We start from the raw sequence: 20,355 nt of genomic DNA on the forward strand, positions 1-20,355 counted from the left end.
TCATCGACACGCTCATCCGGTCCAGGGGGATGCCGTCGAAGAGCTGCCGCATGTCGAGGATCGAGTCGATGGCGACGCCGGCCATGCCGACGTCCCCGGTGACCCGCGGGTTGTCGCTGTCGTAGCCGCGGTGGGTCGGCAGGTCGAACGCGACGGACAGGCCCTTCTGCCCGCCGGCGAGGTTGCGCCGGTAGAAGGCGTTGGACTCCTCGGCGGTGGAGAACCCGGCGTACTGGCGCGTAGAGCGGCCGGACCGTGATCCCTTCCGGGGTGCGCCAGTCCAGGCTGTCCGGATCGGCGCCGGTGCGCCGGACCTCCTCGGACCAGTCCTCGGCGTCCGACGCCGGGCCGAGCGGTCCGAGGCGGACCGCGCCGAAGGACGGGATCGGCGTGCTCATCGGGCGGCCTCCAGGTCCGGGTATGTGGATCGCAGCACGGCCAGCGCGTCGCAGCCGAGGTGCAGGTAGCCGTCGACGCCGGCCTCGGCGTCGCTCGCCGCGCGCGGGCCGGGTTTCCCGGCGAGCCACACCCGCGCGGCGCCGGCGGCCTTCAACGCCGCCGCGGTCGCCGCGGCGTGTTCGGCGTACCCGGCGTCGGTCGCGACGAGGCAGGCGACCCGCAACCCGGACGCGGTGAACGCGGCGGCGAGCTCGGCCGGGTCGCCGGGGCCGCCGGTGCGGGTCTCGATACCGCCGGCGGCGAACAGGTTGGTGGTGAACGCGGCCCGCGGACCGCCGGCGCTGCCGGGCCCGAACGCGGCCAGGAACACCGCCGGCCGTTCGCCGTGTGCGGCGAGCCACGCGTCGGAGCGGTCCCGCAGCGCCTCGAAGTCCTCCGCGTACCGGTGCCGCGGCAGCCCACCCTCGGCGGCGGTCGCCGCGGGGCGGCCCGGCGGTGCCTCGGACAGCAGCGGGAAGTCGGTGACCCCGGTGACGGTCTCCCGGCGGTGGGCCAGGTCTTCGGCCCGCCGCTGCCACGTCGCGGCGAGCCGCCGGGCGAGCAGGCCCGACTCCCAGGCGGTGTCGGCGCCGCCGGCCCGTTCGATCTCGGCGAACCAGGACCAGGCGGCCTGCGCCAGCTCCCCGGTCAGCTCGCCGACGTACCAGGAGCCGCCGGCCGGGTCGAGGACCCGGCCGAGGTGCGCCTCCTGCAGCAGGATGCTGCTGGTGTTGCGCGCGATCCGCCGGGCCTGCTCGTCGGGGAGGCGCAGGGCCGTGTCGAACGGCTGGACGGTCACCGCGTCCGCACCGCCGACCGCCGCGCCGAAGCAACCGACGGTGGTGCGCAGCACGTTGCCCCACGGGTCGCGGGTCGTCATCATCGCGCCGGACGTCACCGCGTGCTGGCGCTGCGCCGCGCTGTCCGGGCTCGCGCCGCACTCCTGCGCGACCCGCCACCACAGCCGCCGTGCGGCCCGCAGCTTCGCGATCGTGGCGAACTGGTCGGCGGTGGCCGCGAACCGGAACTCGATCTGGCCGAACGCCTCGTCGACGCTCAGCCCGGACGCGGTCATCCGGCGCAGGTAGGCCACCGCGACGGCGAGCGCGCAGCCGAGCTCTTCGGCGTCGCCGCCACCGGCGTCGTGGTAGACCGTGGCGTCGACCGTGTAGGCGCGCAGCCCCGGTGCGGCTCGCGCGCACCGCACCGCCAGGTCGTCCGCGACCGTCGGGTCCGACGACCGTCCGGTGCGCGCCCGCAGGCCCAGCGGGTCGGCACCGAGCCCGCCGGCCACCCCGGGGTCGATTCGCAGCAGCTCCTGCGCCGCCGTCGCCAGCGCGTCGCCGGCGTCGAGCACGACGGTGTGGCGGGCCGGGTCGAGCGGGCCGAGGACGGCGCCGATGTCGGTGACGGGCAGCGCGCCGGGGCCGACCCGCAGCCAGAGCGAGGTCACGCCGGCGTCGAGGTCGGCGATCACCGCCTGGCGGCCGCGGTCGGGGTCGGGCTGCGCGTGGTGCTGCCGCAGCTGCCAACCCCCGGCCAGCGGGGTGCGGGTCGTACCGCCCCGGACGAACGGCGGCAGGCCCGGCACGCCGGTGCCGTCCCGCCCGTCATCGCCGGCCGTGTACAGGGGCCGGATCTCGACGCCGTCGTAGGTGGTCGTGCTCAGCAGCGCTTCCACGGTCGTACCGTCGGTGTCGGGGGAGCCGCCCCGGGTCAGTGCGGCGGCGGCCAGCTCGCACCACTCGCGATGGGCTGCCGCGGGCCACCACGCCGACAGCGGCGAGTCCTGGGCGAGATTCGATGCGCTCACGCCGACGACGCTAGGGTCGCGTCCGTTCGTGGCCTACCCCTACTGGCCCCTCACGCCTGTCCGCCGGCGACGCGCGGGACGGGTGTCGCGCGGCCGTGCCGGACGGGCCGGCGGCGCGTGCGTAGGGGTGCGGCACCCGGCGGTTAGGGGTTCCGCCGGCCGGCCCCGCGAATCTACTGTGCGGACGACCCCTACCGTCCTGAGGAGCACCCGTGTCCGACATCGGCCTGATCGGCATCGACCACGTCGGGATCGCCGTGCCCGACCTCGACGAGGCGCTCGACTTCTACGCCAGGACCTTCGGCATGCGCTGCGTCCACGAGGAGGTCAACGAGGAGCAGGGCGTCCGCGAGGCGATGCTGCGGGTCGGCGCCGACCCGGACGGCCCGAGGATCCAGCTGCTCGCGCCGCTGTCGCCGGAGTCGACGATCGCCAAGTTCATCGGCAGACGCGGCCCGGGCATGCAGCAGCTCGCCTACCGGGTGGCCGATATCGAGGTGGCCGCCGCGGTGCTGCGCGACCGCGGGGTGCGGCTGCTGTACCAGACCCCGCGCAAGGGCACGGCCGGCTCGCTGGTCAACTTCCTGCACCCCCGCGACGCCGGTGGCGTGCTCGTGGAGCTGGTCCAGCCGGGCGCGGGGCAGCACTGAGCCCACCCTGCCCGGGGTACGGGTCGGGTACGGGTAGGGTCCGGTGAGCGCCCCGCAGCACACTGGCCGGCATGCAGACCTTCCTGCGCCGTGTGGTGCTGCCCGCGGTGGGCCTGATGGCACTGTTCGTGCTGGTGCCGGTGAGCCCCGCGGCGGCGATCGAACCCAAGCAGATCGTGAACAACCACTCCTACCGGTGTCTCGGCGTGGCCAACGGTCTGGCCGGCATCTGGCTGTGCGCGACGAGCAGCAAGGACCAGGCGTGGCACCGGGACGAGTGCCACCCGGTGTACTACACGTACTGCCTGGTCAAGAACGACAGGGACGAGTGCCTGGCGGTGGTCGGCGGGAACACCACCAACGGTTCGCGGGTGCTCGGCTTCCCCTGCACCAAGTCCGAGGACCAGTACTGGGCGCCGTACTACGGGACCCTGAACTGGCGGGACAACCTGACGAACCTGCGCGCCTCGAGGGCCAACGGCTGGCAGCCGTACGTGCTGGCCGTGGACTCGATCCGCACCGACAACGGCGCCCCGGTGGTCATCTGGCGGTGGAACGGCTCCGCCGACCAGAGCTGGTCGTGGCTGTTCTGACACCGCCGCGCCCGGCAGGGCCCAGGCGCCGTGGAAGTGGCGCCGCACGGGCGACAGCCCGCCGTACATCCGCGATCGTCCACTGAAGGGGACCTCACGCTCATGACATCCGGTACACCGACCCGTCGCCAGATCCTCAAGGGCGGGCTGTTCGCCGCCGGGGCGGGTCTGCTGGCCCCGCTCGTCGATGCCGCACCGGCATTGGCCTACAGCGCCGACAGTGTGGCGTCGCGGGTCTTCGAGTTCAACGGCCAGCTGCACTTCGTCGACCGCAGCGCCAACAGCGCGCTGGAGCACCACTGGCAGAACCAGGGGTCGTCCACGTTCGAGTACCGGCTGCACGCCAACCGCTCGGCCGGTGGCAGGGTCGTCGGGCTGCGGTGGGCGGCGGTGAACCAGGCGCACGCGTTCGCCCGTGACGACTACGGCAACGTCACCCACTGGTGGCAGGATCCCGGCAGCCCCACCTGGAACGACGAGACACCGACCGGGCTGATCCTCGGCGACCCGACCGCCGCGGTGTTCCAGGACACGCTGTACCTGCTGGCCCGGGACCAAGGCAACTTCCTCAGCGTCAACACGCAGACGCCAGGCGGCTCCTGGACGGCGTCCAGCCGCATCTCGGAGACGAACGGGTGGCTCACCGGCAGCCCGGTCGCCGTGGTGTTCAACGGGCAGTTGCACGTCTTCGGCGTGGGCTGGGACAACACCGTCTTCCACGCCTGGCGGGGCGGCACCGGAGGATGGGGCTGCGACCGCATCGACAGTGTCACGCTGTTCCGGCCGGCGGTCGTCGCCGCCCACAACCAGCTGCACGTGTTCATCCGCAACAACCAGGGCGAGCTGGAGCACCGTTGGCAGAACGCCGGCGGCGGCGGATGGGGCAAGGACACGCTCTACGGGTCCACGATCATCGGCGGCCCGACGGCAACGGTGCTCAACGGCGTCATCTACGTGTTCGCGCGGAGCTATTCGGGCAACGACCTCCTGCAGTGGTCGGACAACGTCGGATGGACCATCATGACGAACCGCCACGGCTACCTGGTCGACGAGCCGACGGCCGCCACGGTCTTCAACCAGCTCCAGATATTCGGCAAGGGCGGCCCCTGGGGCTCCATCCACGCGACGTTGGAACACTACTGGGACCTCGGCGGCAACAAGTGGGAGCCGTCCGCGCTGTAGGCGGGCGGCCTTGACACTGCCGGGCCCGCCGCAGCGGCGCGGTGGCGGACCTGGCAGCGTTCGTCGGCGACCGACGCCGAGCCGGTGGCGGGCGGTCTTTACGACGCCCGGCCGGCGTGCGCGCGGACGTGGGTGCCGTACAGGGCGTGGTGGCGGCGGCGGTACGCGGGCCACCAGCGCAGCCGGAAGACCAGGCGGACCGGCCACGGGAACTCGGCCAGGGCACGGGCGGCCAGTTCCGGGGTGCCGGCCGAGCACAGCCAGCCGAACAGGGCCGGCAGGAGGCGCCGGTCGTAGCCGCCGACGACCTGGCGGCCGTGTTCGAGCCACTCCTGCGCGGTGTACGCCCGCAGCAGCAGCGGGACCGCGTCGCGTTCCTCGTCGTCGAGGTGGCGGCCCAGGGCGGTGTGCAGGCGGGCCGCGGCGTGCGCACGGTCGGCCGCCGGACGGGTGCGGTCGGCGAGCACGGCGACGTCGGCGTCCACCGTCTCGTGCTGCTCCTCCAGCACGTCCAGCAGCGGCAGGGCCCGCGGGAACCGCTCGCGCAGCCGCGGCCACAGGGTGGTGTCCTCGTCGGTGTGATGGTGGTGCAGGCAGGCCAGGACGAGCTCGACCTGCTGCTCGATCAGGGCGGCGTGCGCGGCGTCGCGTGGTGCCGGCAGCACGGCGGCGAGACGGCCGAACTCGGTACGGAAGCCGGCGTGGGCCAGCAGGAACGCGGAAAGGTCAGGTTCGTTGGTCATGCCCGGCAGCGTCGGTGGGCGCGCTTGCGAGATCGTTGAGCCGATGTTGAGCCGGGCCGGTGGAGTCCGATTCCCGACGGCGGCGGCGGTACCGCGGGCTAATCTTCTTGATCGTGGACGGCGGGCTGCGCATCGGCGTGCTCGGCGGCGTGGTCGCCGAGCGCGACGGGGTGGCCGTGGACCTGGGCGGGCGCCGGCAGCGGGCCGTGCTCGCGCTGCTCGTCCTGGGCCGTGGGGCGGTGCTGACCACGGACCGGCTCATCGGCGTCGTGTGGCCGGACGAGCCGCCGCCGAAGCCGCAGACCGCCCTGCAGGCGTATGTCTCGCACCTGCGCCGGCTGCTGCAGCCGGACGTACCGGCACGGGCACGGACCGGTCTGATCGTGAGCCGGCCCGCGGGGTACGCGCTGCAGCTGCCACCGGACGCGGTCGACGCGTGGCGGTTCGAGCGGGCGGTCGCGGACGCCGCCGCGGCGCTCGGCGAGGATCCGGGCCGCGCCCGGTCCCGGGCGGAGCAGGCGCTGAGCTGGTGGCGCGGCGAGCCGTACGCCGAATACCCGGGCGCGCCGTGGGCGGAGGCGGAGCGGGCGCGGCTCGGTGAGCTGCACGCCGGCGCCCGGGAGACGCTGCTCGCGGCGCGGCTCGCCGTGGAGGCGCCGGCGGGGCTGATCGGGGAGCTGTCCGAGCTGGCGGTGCAAGCGCCGTTGCGGGAACAGCGGTGGCGGCTGCTGGCGACGGCGCTGTACCGCGCGGACCGGCAGGCGGAGGCGCTGGGGGCGCTGCGCCGGGCCCGGGACACGCTGCGCGACGAGCTGGGCCTGGACCCCAGTCCGGCGTTGCGGCGGCTCGAGGCGGACATCCTGCAGCAGAACCTGGCGCCCCACGTCCGCCCGGCCACCGAGCTGTCCCAGCCTGCGCCGGCCGGCACCGGGTCGTTCGGGGCCGAAGTGGTTGGCGCGCGGCGCCGGGTGCACGGACGCGACCGCGAACTCGCCCGGCTGCGGGAGGCGGTCGCGGCGGGGCGGCCGGTGCTGCTGTCCGGGCCGGCCGGCGCCGGCAAGACCGCGCTGCTCGAGGCGCTGACCGACAGCGCCGTCTGGGGACGCTGCCCGGAGGCCGACGGGGCCCCGCCGCTGCTGCCCTGGGCCGAGGCGCTGCGCGGGGTCCCGGGCGCGGAGGCGGTCCCCGAGCTGGCCCCGCTGCTGAGCGACGAGCCCGGCACCGCCGACGCCGACCCGTACCGGCTGCGCCGCGCCGTCGCCGCGTTCCTGGCCGCGCAGCCGCCGCCCGGTCCGCTGGTCTTCGACGACCTGCACTGGGCCGACCGCGCCACCCTCGACCTGCTCGTGCACGTCGCCGCGCACGCCGGCGTGCCGCTCGTCGCCGCGTACCGCCCGGAAGCCCCGCCGGCCCAGCTCACCGCCGCCCTGGCCCGCCTCGCCCGGCTGCACGCCGAGCACCTGCGGCTGGGCCCCCTCGACCCGGAGGCGGTCGCCGCGATCGTGCGGGACACGGCCCCGTCGGCACCCGTCGGCATCATCGTGCGCCGCAGCGACGGCAACCCGTTCTACGCGGTCGAACTGGCCCGGCTGCTGGGCGCCGGCGAGGACGCCGACGCCGTCCCGGCGGGCGTGTCCGACGTCGTGCGGCACCGGGTGGCGCTGCTGCCCGGCCCGGCGCCCACGGTGCTGAAGGTGGCCGCGGTCGCCGGCAGGGACCTCGACCTGGACCTGCTCGTGGCCACCTCCGGCCCCGACGAGGAGGCCGTCCTCGACGCGGTCGACGCGGGCCTGCTGGCCGGGCTGCTCGACGCGGACGGCGGACGGCTGCGGTTCGCGCACGCGCTGACCCAGGAGGCCCTCTACGCGCAGGTGACCCCGGTGCGCCGGGCCCGCTGGCACGCTCTGATCGCCCGCGAGCTGCAGCGGCGCGGCGGGGCGGACCCGGCCTCCCTGGCCTGGCACTACGGCCGGGCCGGGGCCGGGTTCGCCGGCCCGGCGGCGGACGCGGCGGCCGAGGCGGCCCGGCTGGCCGAGCACCGCGGCGCGTACGCCGACGCGGCCGTGCTGTGGCGGCAGGCGGCGACCGCGGCCACGACGGCAGGCCGGCCCGTCGCCGAGCGCGTCGCCCGGCTGCTCACCTGGTGCGGTTCGCTGGTCCGGCAGGGCGCGCACGCCGAGGCGGACGCGGTGCGCGCCGAGGCGATCGGTCTGGCCCGGCAGACCGGCGACGTGCGGCTGCTGGCCCGGGCGATCACCGCCTGGGCCGTGCCGTCGCTGTGGATGCACCGACCGTACCTGCGGCGCGACCCGGCGATCGTGGCCGAGATCGAGGCGCTGCTGGCCGGGCAGGCCCTCGACGACGAGCACCGCTGCCGGCTGCTGTGCGCACTGATCAGCGAGACCGAGGACGCGGGACCGGGCGAGACGGCGGCCCGGCGCGCGCTCGGCCGGGACGCCGAGGCGCTGGCGGACCGGCTCGGCGACCCCGAGCTCGTCGGGCTGGCCGCAGCGGCCCGGCTGCGGCTGACGTACACCGGCGAACCGCTGGAGGAACGCGAACGCCTCGCCGCCCGGCTGCTCGCGACCGGCCACGAGCTCGTCGGACGGCAGGCCTCGGCCCAGGTCGCGGCGGCCCGCGGCGACCTGGCCGCACTGGACGCCGCGATCGCCGCGGTCGAGGAACTCGCCGAACGCCGGCAGCTGGGCGCCGGCCGCCTCACCGCCCTCGCGACCCGCGGCCTCCAGCACTCCCTGGCCGGCCGCTTCACCGACGCCGCCGCGTCCTACGGCGAGCTGGGCCGGGCGATGATCAGCGCCGGCGCGCACCACGGCGAGGCGTTGGCGTTCCTCTGCCGGCTGTGCCTGCACGAGGCATCCGGCCAGGACGGCCCCGCCCTGGAAGCGCAACTGCCGCGGCTGTACGAGGCACTGCCCGCCATGACCCGGGAACCGCACGCCTACCTGCTCGTCGCCGCGGGCCGGACCGCCGAGGCGCGGGGGGTGTGGGCGCCGGAGCGGGACGTGCCCGACGACTTCCTGGCCCAGGTGTGGCATGCCCTGCGCATCACCACCGCGGTCGCCCTCGGCGCCCCGGAGGCCGCCCGGCGGTCCGCCGCGGTGCTGGCCCCGCACGCGGACCAGCTGTGCGGGGCGGTGACCGGGTCGATGACGTTGGCCCCGGTCGCGCAGTACCTCGGCGACGCCGAGGTACTGCTCGGCCGTCCTCTGGAGGCGGCCGAGCACTACCGCAACGCCGCCCGGGTGGCGACCCGGACGGGTGCCGGGCACTACGCGAGGCGCGCCCGGGCGGCGCTGGACCGCCTCGAGTCCGCAGCTCCGTAGCTGTCGCGTGGAGTTCGACACCGGGCACCGCGCAGGAAAATACTCTCTGCGGATAGATACTGCGGATATATACGCGGTGTATGGTGGCCCGCATGAGCGTTCCACTGACCCTGCTCGGGTTGCTCGAGCACGCGCCAAGTCATGGCTACGAGCTCAAGCGCGACTACGACGCGCTGTTCGGGCGCGGCAAGCCGCTGCCGTTCGGCCAGGTCTACTCGACCCTCGGGCGGCTCGCCCGCGACGGCAAGGTCGTCGTGTCGGAGGTGGAGACCGGCACGGGCCTTGACCGCAAGCGGTACGTCATCACGGAGCGGGGCGCCACCGAGTTCGAGGCGTGGCTGGCCGAGCCGGTCGAGGCGGAGCCGCACCTGCAGACGGTGCTGTTCAGCAAGGTCGTGTTCGCGCTGTTGCTCGGCCGCGACGCCCGGGCCTACCTGGACACGCAGCGCCGCGCGCACCTGCAGCGGATGCGGGAGCTGACCGCGGTCCGGCGCGGCGGCAGCCTGATCGACGCGCTGCTCGCCGACCACGGCCTGTTCCACCTGGAGGCCGACATGCGCTGGATCGAGCTCACCGCCACCCGCCTGGAGGCGCTGTCGAAGGAGGTGCGGGCATGAGCGATAACTTGCTGGAGGCCAGGGACGTCACGCTCGCGTTCGGGCGGACGCCAGCGCTGCAGGGGGCGAGCCTGGCGGTGCGAGCGGGGGAGATCGTGGCGATCATGGGGCCGAGCGGCTCCGGCAAGACCACGCTGCTGCACTGCCTCGCCGGCATCCTGACCCCGGACGCGGGTGAGGTCCACTTCGCCGGGCGGCGCACCGACACCCTGGGCGAGACCGAGCGCAGCGTCCTGCGCCGCGACCGGTTCGGCTTCGTCTTCCAGTTCGGGCAGCTGGTGCCGGAGCTGACCGCGGAGGAGAACGTCGCGCTGCCGCTGCTGCTCGGCGGCGGCCGGCGCGGCGCGGCTCTGCGGGAGGCCCGCACCTGGTTCGGCCGGCTCGGCCTGGACGGCCTGGAGGGGCGCCGCTCCGGCGAGCTGTCCGGCGGCCAGGCGCAGCGGGTCGCCCTGGCGCGCGGGCTGGTCGCCGGCCCCGAGGTGCTGTTCGCCGACGAGCCGACCGGCTCGCTGGACTCGCACGCCGGCGAGCAGGTCATGGACCTGATGGTCGACTCGGCCCGGGAGCGCGGCACGACGGTCGTCATCGTGACGCACGAGGCCCGGGTGGCCGCCTACGCCGACCGCGAGGTCCTGGTCCGCGACGGGCGCGTCGCCGCGTTCTCCGCCGCGCAGGAGGAGCTGTGATCAATTTCGGGCTCCGGCTCACGCTGCGCGGCGGCCGGGAGGCCCTGACCCGGCTGCTGGTCATCGCCGGCGCGGTCGCGGTCGGCGTCACCATGCTCCTGGTGGTGCTGTCCGGCATCAACGGCGTCACCTCGCAGGACGCCCGCGGCGCGTGGATGCGCGGCAGCGGGCCGGCGCCGACCGCCGGCACGCCGTCGGACCCCGTGTGGGTGCTGTCGGGCACCGACACGTTCCACGGCAAGGAGATCATCCGTATCGACGTCGCCGCCACCGGGCCGCGCTCCCCGGTGCCGCCCGGCCTGACCCGGCTGCCCGGGCCCGGTGAGTACGTCGCCTCCCCGGCACTGCGGCGGCTGCTGCGCGACGCGCCCGCCGCCGAGCTTGCCGACCGGTACCCCGGGCGCGACGCGGGTACGTTCGGCGCCGCCGGCCTGCCGTCCCCCGACTCGCTGATCATCATGGTCGGGCGCACCCCGCAGGAGCTGTCCGGCGCCGACAACGTCCAGCAGATCAGCTCGATCGCCACCGCCGGGGACACCTACGCCACGAACATGGTCAAGCTGACCCTCGGCGTGATCGCGGTCGCGCTGATCATTCCCGTCCTCACGCTGATCGGGATGGCCACCCGGATGTCGGCCGCCCGCCGCGAGCAGCGCTACGCCGCGATGCGGCTGGTCGGCGCGACCCCGAAGCAGGTGTCGGTGGTGTCGGCGGTCGAGGCGACGGTCGCCGCCGCGATCGGCACGCTCCTCGGGTTCGCGCTGTTCACCGCGTTCCGGTCGCCGCTGTCGGAAGTGCCGTACAGCGGCGTGCGGTTCCACCTCGCCGACTTCCGCCTCAGCCTCACCGACGTGCTCGTCGTCGGGCTCGGCGTGCCGCTCGCCGCGGCGGTCGCGGCCCGGATCGCGCTGCGCCGGGTGCGGATCTCCCCGCTGGGCGTCAGCCGGCGCGCGACGCCCGCCGCGCCGCGGGCCTGGCGGGTGCTGCCGCTGCTGGCCGGGATCGCCGAGCTGGCCTGGTTCGTCGGCCGCCGGCCGCCGACCGTCAACGGGCAGCTGGCCGCATACCTCGCCGGCGCCGCCGTCATCATGCTCGGCCTGCAGATCGCCGGGCCGTGGCTGACCTACCGCGGCGCCCGGTTGGTGGCCGGCCAGGCGCGCCGCCCCGCCGCGCTGATCGCCGCGCGGCGGCTCGCCGACGACCCGAAGGGCGGTTTCCGCGCGGTCAGCGGGTTGGTCCTGGCGCTGTTCGTGACCAGCGCGGCCATCGGCATCATCACGACGATGACGGCGCGGCAGGGCATGCCGGAGGCGATGCGGCGCAACCCGATGCTCACCTCGTCCGTCATCGTGGACTTCGGCTCCGACGAGGGTGGCCCGGCGATCCCGGACGCGTTCGCCGACCGGCTGCGCGCGGTGCCGGGCGTCCGCGGTGTCGTGCCCGTCCACGTGAACCCGGCGTTCGACCCCCACTTCCAACCCGGCCCGGGCGCCGACCCCGCCGCCGTCGTCGAACCGGGCCTGGCCGCGTGCGCCGACCTGGCCCGCGTCCCCGACGTCGGTCGCTGCGCCCCCGGCGCGACGGTCGCCGAGGTGGCGCAGGAGCTGACCGGCGAGTTCTTCGGCGATCCGGCGCTGACGGCCGCGCACGTGTGGCGCACCGCCGACGTCCCCGCCGACCGCCTGGAGCGGCTGCCGATGCTGACGGTCGTGGTGACCACCGACGGTTCCCGGGGTGCGATCGAGCGGGCCCGGACGCTGCTGGAGGCCGCGTACCCGCTGCGGCCGTACGCGCCGTACCTGCGCACCGAGTTCTTCTCCAGGGATCAGCGTCTGCTGCGGCAGTACCAGCAGCTCACCGAGGTCATCATCGTGGTGAGCCTGATCATCGCCGGCTGCGGCCTGGCGGTGAGCGTCGTCGGCGGCCTCAACGACCGCAAGCGGCCGTTCAGCCTGCTGCGGCTCACCGGTGTCCAGCTCTCCACGCTGCGCCGGGTCGTCGCGCTGGAGAGCGCGGTGCCGCTGCTCGGGGTCGCGGTCGTGGCGACGGCGACCGGGTTCGTCGCCGCCGACCTGTTCCTGCGGGCGCAGCTGCGGTACACGCTGCGGCCACCGGACCCCGGCTACTACCTGACCGTCGGCGGCGGCCTGGCGGCCGCGGCCGCGATCGTCGCCTCGGCGCTGCCGCTGCTGCGCCGCATCACCGGCCCCGACTCGGCCCGTAACGAGTAGCGAACCCACTGCTGTCGCACCGTGATCCGCCGGCGGTCCGGTGCGCCGGCCGGGACCTCGGCAACCGGGAAGCTCCGGCATCCGTCTGGTCTGTAGCATCGTTGCGCCCCGACGAGGGCCGGACCGAAGTTGGAGTACCTCCGTGCCGTTGCGCCGCCTCACCGTATTCGGGTTGCTCATCCTGGCCCTGACGCTCGGCGGCAGCCGCGGCAACAGCGGGCCGCCGGCGCCCGGGCTGGACACGCCGGTCGCGGCGAGGCCGGTGGTCGCCGGGCACCAGGAGCCGACGGTCCAACCGAGCGTGCCGAGCCCCATGCCGTCGCCGTCCGCGTCGTCTCCGGTCGTCATGACCGGCGACGGCCCGGTCGGAACGGTGCGCAAGACGGGCTCGGACGCGGTCGCGCTGACCTTCGACGACGGCCCGTGGGACGACACCCCGGCCGTGCTGGACCTGCTGGCCAAGCACCACGTCAAGGCGACCTTCTGCATGGTCGGCCGGCAGGTCGCGGCGCGCGCCGACATGGTCCGGCGGATGGTGGCCGAGGGGCACACGCTGTGCAACCACTCGTGGAGCCACGACGAGATGCTGCGCACCCGTACACCCGAACAGATCCGGTCCGACATGCAACGCACCAACGACGCGATCCGGGCGGTCGCCCCCGGCGCGGTGATCGGTTACTTTCGCGCCCCCGGCGGCAACTGGTCGCCCGACATCGTGAGCATCGCGGCCGGCCTGGGCATGACGTCGATCTCGTGGACGGTCGACCCGCGGGACTGGAGCGGCCCGGGGGTCCAGTCGATCGTCAACACCGTGCTGACGAAGACCCGTCCCGGCGGGATCGTGCTCCTGCACGACGGCGCGGGGCCGCAGACGGTCGCCGCGCTGCGGACGATCCTGCCCGACCTGACGGGCCGGTTCACCCTGATCGCGCTCCCGGCGCCGGCCGGCGCGGCCCAGCCGTAGGAGGCATTGAGCCGCCGTCGGTCGTGAGGGCGGCCGGCGGGGCGGGCGCCGTGCCGGGTCAGTGGCAGCCGTGGTCGGCGCCGGTGTCCAGCAGCCGGGCCAGCAGGTCGCGCAGCTGCTCGCGGTCGGCGTCGGGGAGCCCGAACACCGCCCGCGCGTTCTGCGCCGACCTGGCGTGCAGCAGGTCGCGGCGGCGCTCGCCCTCCTCGGTGAGCACGAGGTGCTTGACCCGCCGGTCCGACGGCGAGGACTGCCGGGTGACGAGGCCCCGGCGCTCCAGCCCGTCGACGATGCCGGTCACGTTGGACGCGTCGCAGTGCAGCCACTCGGCCAGGTCGCGCATCGGGGCGGGGGAGCGCAGGTTCGCCAGCGCCATCGCCTGCATCGGCGGTAGGTCCAGCTCGGCCGCGGCGGCGTTGAAGCCCCACCGCAGCCGCCCTGCGACGTGGAACACGAGGTCGCTGAGCTGCTTCTCGATCGGTTCGCCCGCCACGCGCCAATGATACGCACACTTCGGAGCATCAATAGTTGAGGTTCTGAACTACATGTCCTATGCTCCGGTACTAGTTGAGAATCTCAACTATGGTGAAACTCAAGGGAGGGTTCGTCATGACGGACGTGGTACAGGCGCAGACACCCGCGGTCGGTGGGGCAACGGCCCGGCGCCGCCGCACCCGCGCGCTGGCGGTGCTGGGTGCCGTGGTGGCAACGGCGCTCATCTGGGTGGTGGCCGAGCCGCTGCTGGGCAACGACCTGGTGGTGGTCCAGCCCGGGCAGCCGGCGCAGGATCTCGGCCTCGCCGCGGTCGCCGTCGTCACGCTCGGCGTGGCCCTGCTCGGCTGGGCGGCCCTCGCCGTGCTGGAACGGCTCACCCGTCACGGCACGCTGATCTGGTCGGTGCTCGCCGCCGTGGTCCTGCTGCTGTCCTTCGCCCCCGTCGCCGGCGTGGAGGCCACCGCCGGCACCAAGGTGACGCTCGCCGTCATGCACCTCGCCGTCGGCGCGGTTCTGCTGCCCACGTTCTGGCTGACCGCTGCCCGCCGGCGACCGTAACGGCGGGCGGCCGGCGGATCTGGTCGTCCTGCACGAGCGTCACGGCGCCGGCGGCCGGACGCGCAGGCGGGCGAGGCCGCGGGCCGTGCCCACCAGCAGGATGTCGCCGTCGGCCGCCGGCGCCGTGACCGGGGTGTCGAGGTGCGCGTCGCTCAGCCATCTCCAGGTGTACGGCGTCGCCGGCCGTTCCTCGCCGGGTTCGAGGCGGACCAGCCGCACGACGGGACCGCCGATCGCGGAGCCGGTGACGGCCCTGGGCCACAAGGGTCGCCTTGCCGAAGCCACCGGCGCCGAGCACTCCGACGACCGGGAGATCGGTACCGCCGACGCCTACCCCCTGTACCGGAGCGTACCGGCCGGGCGGCGCCACGCCTGCGCGGGCGCGGTCCGGTGTGCGGGTCAGGCCGGCTGCTCGGCGGGCGCGGCGTCCGGGTGGAAGTCGGCGCCGCGGTGGTGGCGGAGGATGAGTGCCGCGGCCAGGCCGCAGAGCGCCGCGCCGAGCAGGTAGGGCATGGCGGGGCGCAGGTCGAAGGCCGCGCCCGCGGCGATTGGACCGACCGCCCGGGCCGCGGCTGAGGCCGACTGCCCGATGCCGAGCACCCCGCCGAGCGCGCTGCCGCCCGCCCGGGCGATGAGGGTGGCGGTGGTGGGCGCCAGCAGCCCCTGCCCGGTGGCGAGCACCGCGAGCGCGGCGTAGCTCAGCCAGGCCGGTCCGTAGGGCAGTGTCACCAGGCCCAGGCCGAGCAGCGCGGCGCCGGTCACCGCGATCCGGCGATCGCCGAACCGGTCGGTCACCCGGCCCACCACGCCGCCCTGGACGACGGCCATCACCACCCCGACGCCGGTGAAGACCAGGCCCAGGCCCCTCGGGCCGAGGCCGTGCTGCCGGCCGCCGAGCAGTGCGTAGGTCGCCTCCATGCCGGCGAACGCGAACGTCGCCGCGAAGACGGCGCCCAGCAGCGGTCGCAGGGCGCGCAGACGGACCGCCTGGACGAGCGTGGCCAGCGGGTTGCCTGACCGTTGTGAGGGCCGCTGCCCGGCCGGCCGGGCAGCGCGGGGGAGCAGCACCGCCCCGGCGATCAGGTTGGCCAGCGCGATGCCGCCCGCGACGAAGCTCACGCCCGCGAACCCGAGTCCGGCCAGGGCGGCGCCGATGGCGGGCCCGAACACGAAGCCCATGCCGATCGAGGCGCCGACCATGCCGAGGGCCCGGGTGCGTTCGCCGGGCTCGGCGAGATCGACCGCGTAGGCCTGCCCGACGGCGATCGCTCCGCCGCACAGTCCGGCGACCACCCGGGCGCTGAGCAGCGCCGGCAGCGATCCGGCGACGCCGGTGAGCGCGAGGGAGACCGCGGAGCCGGCCAGGCTGGTCAGCAGCAACGGCCGGCGGCCGAACCGGTCGGACAGCGCACCGAGCACCGGCGCCGCCACGAACTGGGCCAGCGCGTACGCGGTGAGCACGCCGCCGAGCCAGACGCCGGAACCGCCGAGCCGTTCGGTGCGGAACGGCAACAGCGGCAGGATCACGCCGAAGCCCAGCATGTCGACGAAGACCGCGAGGTACACCACGAGCAATGCTTTCCGCCGCACCCGACGTCCCGCCCTTCACGCGGATTTACCGACTTGGCGTCGGCATCATACCGACGGGTCGTCGGTAAAACGCGGCAGGGTGGCGGGTGCGAAAGATGCACAGTCGGTTTCCGGTGCCACCGGCGAATCCGCTGCTCAGCGGCGTGCGAGCCGATTTGTCGAAGCGCATCGATTGACAGTGCGTGAACCCGTGTCAACACTCCTCGCCAGGTTCGGACCGGAGACGCCGCCGCATTCCGGCGCTCGCAACCGCAGGAGAGGAACCCTCATGAGTTCGACAGTCAGGAGGGCCGGGCTCGCAGTCGCTGCCGCCGCCCTGGTCCTCGCCGGAGCCGCGTACGGCGTGACGAGGTCAACCGTGGCCAATGCCGCGACGCAGCTGACCGGCACCCAACTGGTCGCCGACATGGGCGCCGGGTGGAACCTCGGCAATCAGCTGGAGGCCAGCGTCAACAGCGTGCCCGGCGAGACGGCCTGGGGCAACCCGGTCATCACCCAGGCCCTCATCGACCGGGTCAAGGCATCGGGCTTCAAGACGATCCGCATCCCCGTCTCGTACCTGGGGAAGATCGGGGCCGGCCCGAACTACACCGTCGACGCGGCGTGGCTGAACCGGATCCAGGAGGTCGTCAACTACGCGTACAACTCCGGCCTGTACGTGCTCATCAACATGCACGGTGACGGCTTCAAGAGCGTGAACGGCTCCTGGCTGATCTGCGACGCGTCGGACCAGACCACGGTCAAGGCCAAGTACCAGAAGGTCTGGCAGCAGGTCGCGACGAAGTTCGCCGGCTACAACGACCACCTGATCTTCGAGTCGATGAACGAGGAGTTCGACGGGCAGTACGGCAACCCCACCCAGCCGTGCTACTCGAACATCGTCAGCTACAACCAGATCTTCGTCGACACCGTCCGGCGGACCGGCGGCACCAACGCCTCACGTTGGCTGCTCATCCCGGGCTGGAACACCAACATCGAGTACACGACCGGCAACTACGGCTTCTCGCTGCCCACCGACACCTACCGCGCGTCGTCCATCCCCAGCGGGGAGCAGCGGCTCATGATCTCCGTGCACTACTACGACCCCTGGGACTTCACGGGCCAGGAGGACGGCAACATCACGCAGTGGGGCGCGGCCGCGACCAACCCGGCCAAGAAGTCCACCTGGGGTCAGGAGGACTACCTGGACCAGACGATGAAGAAGATGCGCGACACCTTCGTCGCCAAGGGCTACCCGTTCTTCGTCGGTGAGTACGGCGCGATCGACAAGACGTCGGCCGACCCGGCGAACAACACCTACCGCGCGAACTTCGCCAAGGCAGTGGTCAGCACCGCGAAGAAGTACGGCGGGGCGACCGCCTACTGGGACAACGGCTACAACGGCCAGTACGGGTTCGGCCTGTTCAACCGCAGCTCCAACACCGTGACGCAGCAGGGCATCATCACCGCCGTCATCACCGCCGCGGGCGGCACGTCCACCAGCAGCCCGCCGGTATCGCCGTCGCCGTCCAGGACCTCCAGCAGCCCGTCGCCCTCGTCGAGCGGCCCGGGCGGCACCGGCGCCTGCCGGATCGTCAACGCGGTCAGCGCCTGGAACACCGGCCTGACCAACAACATCACCATCACCAACGCCGGCAGCACCGCCATCAACGGCTGGCAGCTCGTTTTCACCCTGCCCAGCGGGCAGACCATCACCGGCGGCTGGAGCGCCACCTACTCCCCGGCCAGCGGCACGGTGACCGCGACCAACGTCAGCTACAACGGCAGCCTCCCCGCGGGCGGCAGCACCACCATCGGCTACCAGGCCACCCACACCGGCAACGCCGCCGCCCCCACCGGCTTCAAGCTCAACGGCGCCAGCTGCAGCTGAGCCCTGATCGCAAGCCCAACGGCCCCGATCGGGCCGGACGGTTCACCGTCCGGCCCGATCGGGCGGACCGGCGCAAGCATCCGTCCGCAGCCCGTTCACCATGATGTTGAGCAGCCGATGCGCGGTTTCGGGCGACTCCGCCGAGGCGATCGAAATGGCGTTGGTGAGCTTGAGCAGATCGCTGACCGTCACGTCGGGGTCGACCGCGCGCTGGGCCCGGCAGTCGTCGAGCAGCAGTTGGGCGGCGGCGTACAGGGCGCGATGGCGTGCTTCCAGGGTCGTGTCCGCCTGATGGGCGCCGAGCAGCACGGCCAGCCCCCGGAATGACGCGGTGAACGCGATCAGCCGGTGGAGCCACTCGACCAGCGCGCCGGCCGGGTCGGCCGGGGACGCCAGCTCGCCGGCGCCGGCGGCGAGCCGCTCCGCCTCGACGTCCAGGACGCAGTGGACCAGGTCGAGCCGGCCGGTGAAATGCCGGTGCAACGTGGCCGAGCCGACCTGCGCCGCGGCGGCGATCTCGTCCAGCGGCACGTCGACACCCTGCTCGGCGAACATCCTGGCCGCGGTCGCAATGATGCGGTCCCGGTTGGCCAGTCCGTCCGACCGTGCGCGTCGCGCCTTGCCCGTCATGATGCCACCTCCTGTCTGCTCCACTCTATCTGGGGGAGTCCCCCGGATAATCTGCTACCCTTCCTCTTATCCGGGGGATGACCCCAGATAAGAGGGGAGGACGACCGTGCCTGGACCCATCGGGCGGTGCGGCCCGGACGGCGCCGGCTTTCTGGCCGGACCGTCGTTCGCGCAGCATCAGACCAGGTTCGCCGAACACTTCGTGCTGGACCGCCGCGACGGCATCCTGACCGTGCGCGTGCATCACGAGGGCGGCGCCGCGCTGTGGTCCCGCGGCCTGCTCAACGCATGGAACCTCCTGCTCGGTGAGATATCGGCCGACCGGGACACCGAGCTCGTCATCATCACCGGCACCGGCGACGCGTGGCTCGCCGGCGTCGACTTCGCGTCCTTCGCCGAGCCGATGCACCGGTGGGCCGGCGAGTCGATCGACGAGCAGTACAACGACGGCGTCAAACTGCTGGAGCGCGTCGTCAACGACCTGGACGTGCCCACCATCGCGGCGATCAACGGACCCGGCCCCAGGCTGGAGCTGCCGCTGCTGTGCGACCTGACCCTCTGCACGCCCGACGTCGTCATCGGCGACGGCAACTTCAGTGCGGGTTCGGCGCCCGGCGACGGCCTGTACCTCGTGCTGCACGAGCTCATCGGCGCGAAGCGCGCCAACCACATGGTCTACACCGGCGAGGGACTGCGCGCCGACCAGGCCCGCGACCTCGGCCTCATCAACGAGGTCGTGCCCCGGCGCGACCTGCTACCGCGGGCCACACGCCTGGCGGAGAACATCATGGCCAAGCCGCGGACCGCCCGGCGGATGACCCACCGGCTGGCGGCACGCGGATGGCAGCGTCGCATGGTCGCCGACCTGAGGCACGCCTACGCCCACCAGCTGCTCACCATGGCCGGCCATCAGGATCGGGCATGAGCGCCTCGCCCGCGGGCGTCCTCCGCGAAGATCGGAGCTGACCGATGACCGCTACGCCGCCGGACATGCCCGCCGGTGACGAGACGTTCGTGGGTTCCGGGCCACTGCGGCTGTGGACGCAGCGGTTCGGTGACCCCGGCGACCCGACCATCCTGTTGGTCATGGGCACGTCGACGCAGGGCATCGGCTGGCCCGACGAGCTGCTGCACGCACTGGTGGGCAGCGGACGGCAGGTGATCCGGTTCGATCACCGCGACACCGGCCGCTCGGACTGCGTGGACTTCGCGGCGAACCCGTACGCCCTGGCCGACCTGGCCGCCGATGCGGCGGCGGTACTGGACGGCCACGGTGTCGACGCCGCACACGTCGTCGGCACCTCGCTGGGCGCGGCGATCGGCCAGTGGCTGGCCGTCCATCGGGCGTCGCGGGTACGCACGCTGACCGCGATGGCGGCCACGCCAATGGGCAACCACGCGGGACCGGCGTGGGCGCGGGCGATGGCGGGCCAACCGGCCGCGGCCGGCGAGCTGCCGCCCCCGACCGCACGGTTCCTCGGCCACGTGACGGCCTCGGCGGCAGCGCCGCGCACCACGCACGACGAGCGCGTCGAGGCCGACGTGCGGACCTGGCGGGTGCTCAACGGCGACGTCCTGCCGTTCGACGAGGCCGCCGCGAGGCGTTTCGTCGAACGCTGCCACGCCCGGGCCGGCAACATCAGCGCCGCCCTGAACCATGACCTCGCGGGCCGGCGCTTCGCCGACGACCGGCGCGCTGCGCTGTCCGCGGTCGCCGCGCCGACGCTCGTCATCCACGGCAGCGCGGATCCGCTGTTCCCGCCGGCCCACGGCGAAGCGCTCGCGGCACAGATCCCCGGCGCGCGGCTCGAGGTGATACCCGGCATGGGCCACCACCCGTTCTTCGCCCCCGGCCTCACACCACGGATCGCCGACTCGATCATCCGCCACACCACCTGAAACGCACCGGGCCGGCGGCGACCGGCCCGCGCAGCGGACGAACCCGAATCGA

18 protein-coding genes and 1 pseudogene are annotated in these 20,355 nt (G+C 73.9%); 12 read left to right on the forward strand and 7 right to left on the reverse strand.

Annotation, left to right across the window (positions count from 1 at the left end; all coding sequences use genetic code 11):
* Nucleotides 1–238: pseudogene (locus tag OP18_RS60090) on the reverse strand (methylmalonyl-CoA mutase family protein); the annotation flags it as partial.
* 156 nt (nt 239–394) lie between these two features.
* Nucleotides 395–2,251, reverse strand: coding sequence for a methylmalonyl-CoA mutase subunit beta (locus OP18_RS46455; protein ID WP_033366497.1), 1,857 nt, complete (start codon nt 2,249–2,251; stop codon nt 395–397).
* 212 nt (nt 2,252–2,463) lie between these two features.
* Between OP18_RS46455 and mce the strand changes: the two genes are divergently transcribed.
* The 3 genes from mce (at nt 2,464) to OP18_RS46470 (ending at nt 4,676) form a co-directional block, all read left to right on the forward strand.
* Nucleotides 2,464–2,901 carry a methylmalonyl-CoA epimerase gene (gene mce, locus OP18_RS46460; protein WP_052388374.1) on the forward strand — a complete coding sequence of 146 codons (438 nt, stop codon included), beginning with the start codon at nt 2,464–2,466 and terminating at the stop codon, nt 2,899–2,901.
* A gap of 71 nt (nt 2,902–2,972) precedes the next feature.
* Nucleotides 2,973–3,494 carry an RICIN domain-containing protein gene (locus OP18_RS46465; RefSeq protein ID WP_033366500.1) on the forward strand — a complete coding sequence of 174 codons (522 nt, stop codon included), beginning with the start codon at nt 2,973–2,975 and terminating at the stop codon, nt 3,492–3,494.
* 102 nt (nt 3,495–3,596) lie between these two features.
* On the forward strand, nt 3,597–4,676 hold the full coding sequence (locus OP18_RS46470; protein WP_033366503.1) for a DUF8189 domain-containing protein: 1,080 nt from the start codon (nt 3,597–3,599) through the stop codon (nt 4,674–4,676).
* A gap of 98 nt (nt 4,677–4,774) precedes the next feature.
* On the opposite strand, the gene OP18_RS46475 is transcribed toward OP18_RS46470, so the two are convergent.
* Nucleotides 4,775–5,419 (reverse strand): hemerythrin domain-containing protein, encoded by a 645-nt coding sequence (locus tag OP18_RS46475; RefSeq protein ID WP_033366506.1) that lies wholly within the window; start codon nt 5,417–5,419, stop codon nt 4,775–4,777.
* A 113-nt stretch (nt 5,420–5,532) separates the two neighbouring features.
* Here OP18_RS46475 and OP18_RS46480 point away from each other — a divergent pair, with 113 nt between their 5' ends.
* The 5 genes from OP18_RS46480 to OP18_RS46500 all read left to right on the forward strand — a co-directional run bounded on the left by OP18_RS46480 (nt 5,533) and on the right by OP18_RS46500 (nt 13,261).
* Nucleotides 5,533–8,763, forward strand: coding sequence for an ATP-binding protein (locus OP18_RS46480; protein ID WP_052388375.1), 3,231 nt, complete (start codon nt 5,533–5,535; stop codon nt 8,761–8,763).
* A 92-nt stretch (nt 8,764–8,855) separates the two neighbouring features.
* Nucleotides 8,856–9,380: a PadR family transcriptional regulator gene (locus tag OP18_RS46485; protein ID WP_033366512.1), complete on the forward strand. Its 525-nt coding sequence runs from the start codon at nt 8,856–8,858 to the stop codon at nt 9,378–9,380.
* Nucleotides 9,377–10,066: an ABC transporter ATP-binding protein gene (locus OP18_RS46490; RefSeq protein ID WP_033366515.1), complete on the forward strand. Its 690-nt coding sequence runs from the start codon at nt 9,377–9,379 to the stop codon at nt 10,064–10,066. Before OP18_RS46485 ends, OP18_RS46490 begins: the two co-directional genes overlap by 4 nt.
* A complete protein-coding gene (locus OP18_RS46495; protein ID WP_033366518.1) occupies nt 10,063–12,297 on the forward strand; it encodes an FtsX-like permease family protein in 2,235 nt (744 codons plus the stop codon). The genes OP18_RS46490 and OP18_RS46495 overlap by 4 nt, the downstream gene beginning before the upstream one ends.
* 142 nt (nt 12,298–12,439) lie before the next feature.
* Nucleotides 12,440–13,261, forward strand: a complete 822-nt coding sequence (locus OP18_RS46500) for a polysaccharide deacetylase family protein (protein ID WP_081971718.1) — start codon at nt 12,440–12,442, stop codon at nt 13,259–13,261.
* Nucleotides 13,262–13,319: 58 nt separating this feature from the next.
* Here OP18_RS46500 and OP18_RS46505 read toward each other — a convergent pair whose 3' ends face one another.
* Nucleotides 13,320–13,754, reverse strand: coding sequence for a MarR family winged helix-turn-helix transcriptional regulator (locus tag OP18_RS46505; RefSeq protein ID WP_245635773.1), 435 nt, complete (start codon nt 13,752–13,754; stop codon nt 13,320–13,322).
* Between the two features lie 116 nt (nt 13,755–13,870).
* On the opposite strand from OP18_RS46505, the gene OP18_RS46510 reads away from it, so the two are divergent.
* On the forward strand, nt 13,871–14,314 hold the full coding sequence (locus OP18_RS46510; protein ID WP_033366545.1) for a DUF6069 family protein: 444 nt from the start codon (nt 13,871–13,873) through the stop codon (nt 14,312–14,314).
* Between the two features lie 39 nt (nt 14,315–14,353).
* Here OP18_RS46510 and OP18_RS46515 read toward each other — a convergent pair whose 3' ends face one another.
* Nucleotides 14,354–14,578, reverse strand: a complete 225-nt coding sequence (locus OP18_RS46515) for a hypothetical protein (RefSeq protein WP_033366520.1) — start codon at nt 14,576–14,578, stop codon at nt 14,354–14,356.
* 135 nt (nt 14,579–14,713) lie between these two features.
* Nucleotides 14,714–15,883 (reverse strand): MFS transporter, encoded by a 1,170-nt coding sequence (locus OP18_RS46520; protein ID WP_156090272.1) that lies wholly within the window; start codon nt 15,881–15,883, stop codon nt 14,714–14,716.
* A 289-nt stretch (nt 15,884–16,172) separates the two neighbouring features.
* Here OP18_RS46520 and OP18_RS46525 point away from each other — a divergent pair, with 289 nt between their 5' ends.
* On the forward strand, nt 16,173–17,774 hold the full coding sequence (locus OP18_RS46525; protein WP_052388378.1) for a cellulase family glycosylhydrolase: 1,602 nt from the start codon (nt 16,173–16,175) through the stop codon (nt 17,772–17,774).
* 42 nt (nt 17,775–17,816) lie between these two features.
* Here OP18_RS46525 and OP18_RS46530 read toward each other — a convergent pair whose 3' ends face one another.
* Entirely contained in the window at nt 17,817–18,404 is a 588-nt protein-coding gene (locus tag OP18_RS46530; RefSeq protein WP_033366527.1) for a TetR/AcrR family transcriptional regulator, read from the reverse strand.
* 106 nt (nt 18,405–18,510) lie between these two features.
* Between OP18_RS46530 and OP18_RS46535 the strand changes: the two genes are divergently transcribed.
* On the forward strand, nt 18,511–19,329 hold the full coding sequence (locus OP18_RS46535) for an enoyl-CoA hydratase/isomerase family protein (RefSeq protein ID WP_052388379.1): 819 nt from the start codon (nt 18,511–18,513) through the stop codon (nt 19,327–19,329).
* A 44-nt stretch (nt 19,330–19,373) separates the two neighbouring features.
* Complete coding sequence (locus OP18_RS46540) at nt 19,374–20,303, forward strand: alpha/beta fold hydrolase (protein WP_245635774.1); 930 nt, start codon at nt 19,374–19,376, stop codon at nt 20,301–20,303.
* Nucleotides 20,304–20,355: the final 52 nt, after the last annotated feature.

The organism is Dactylosporangium aurantiacum, from assembly GCF_000716715.1.
Lineage (GTDB): Bacteria > Actinomycetota > Actinomycetes > Mycobacteriales > Micromonosporaceae > Dactylosporangium > Dactylosporangium aurantiacum.

Bases quoted from the DNA above. Each gene is read 5' to 3' on its own strand.
- OP18_RS46465 (WP_033366500.1), top strand. From the start codon at position 2,973: ATGCAGACCTTCCTGCGCCGTGTGGTGCTGCCCGCGGTGGGCCTGATG.
- OP18_RS46530 (WP_033366527.1), bottom strand. From the start codon at position 18,404: ATGACGGGCAAGGCGCGACGCGCACGGTCGGACGGACTGGCCAACCGG.
- OP18_RS46525 (WP_052388378.1), top strand. From the start codon at position 16,173: ATGAGTTCGACAGTCAGGAGGGCCGGGCTCGCAGTCGCTGCCGCCGCC.
- OP18_RS46475 (WP_033366506.1), bottom strand. From the start codon at position 5,419: ATGACCAACGAACCTGACCTTTCCGCGTTCCTGCTGGCCCACGCCGGC.
- OP18_RS46485 (WP_033366512.1), top strand. From the start codon at position 8,856: ATGAGCGTTCCACTGACCCTGCTCGGGTTGCTCGAGCACGCGCCAAGT.
- OP18_RS46490 (WP_033366515.1), top strand. From the start codon at position 9,377: ATGAGCGATAACTTGCTGGAGGCCAGGGACGTCACGCTCGCGTTCGGG.
- OP18_RS46470 (WP_033366503.1), top strand. From the start codon at position 3,597: ATGACATCCGGTACACCGACCCGTCGCCAGATCCTCAAGGGCGGGCTG.
- OP18_RS46510 (WP_033366545.1), top strand. From the start codon at position 13,871: ATGACGGACGTGGTACAGGCGCAGACACCCGCGGTCGGTGGGGCAACG.
- OP18_RS46540 (WP_245635774.1), top strand. From the start codon at position 19,374: ATGACCGCTACGCCGCCGGACATGCCCGCCGGTGACGAGACGTTCGTG.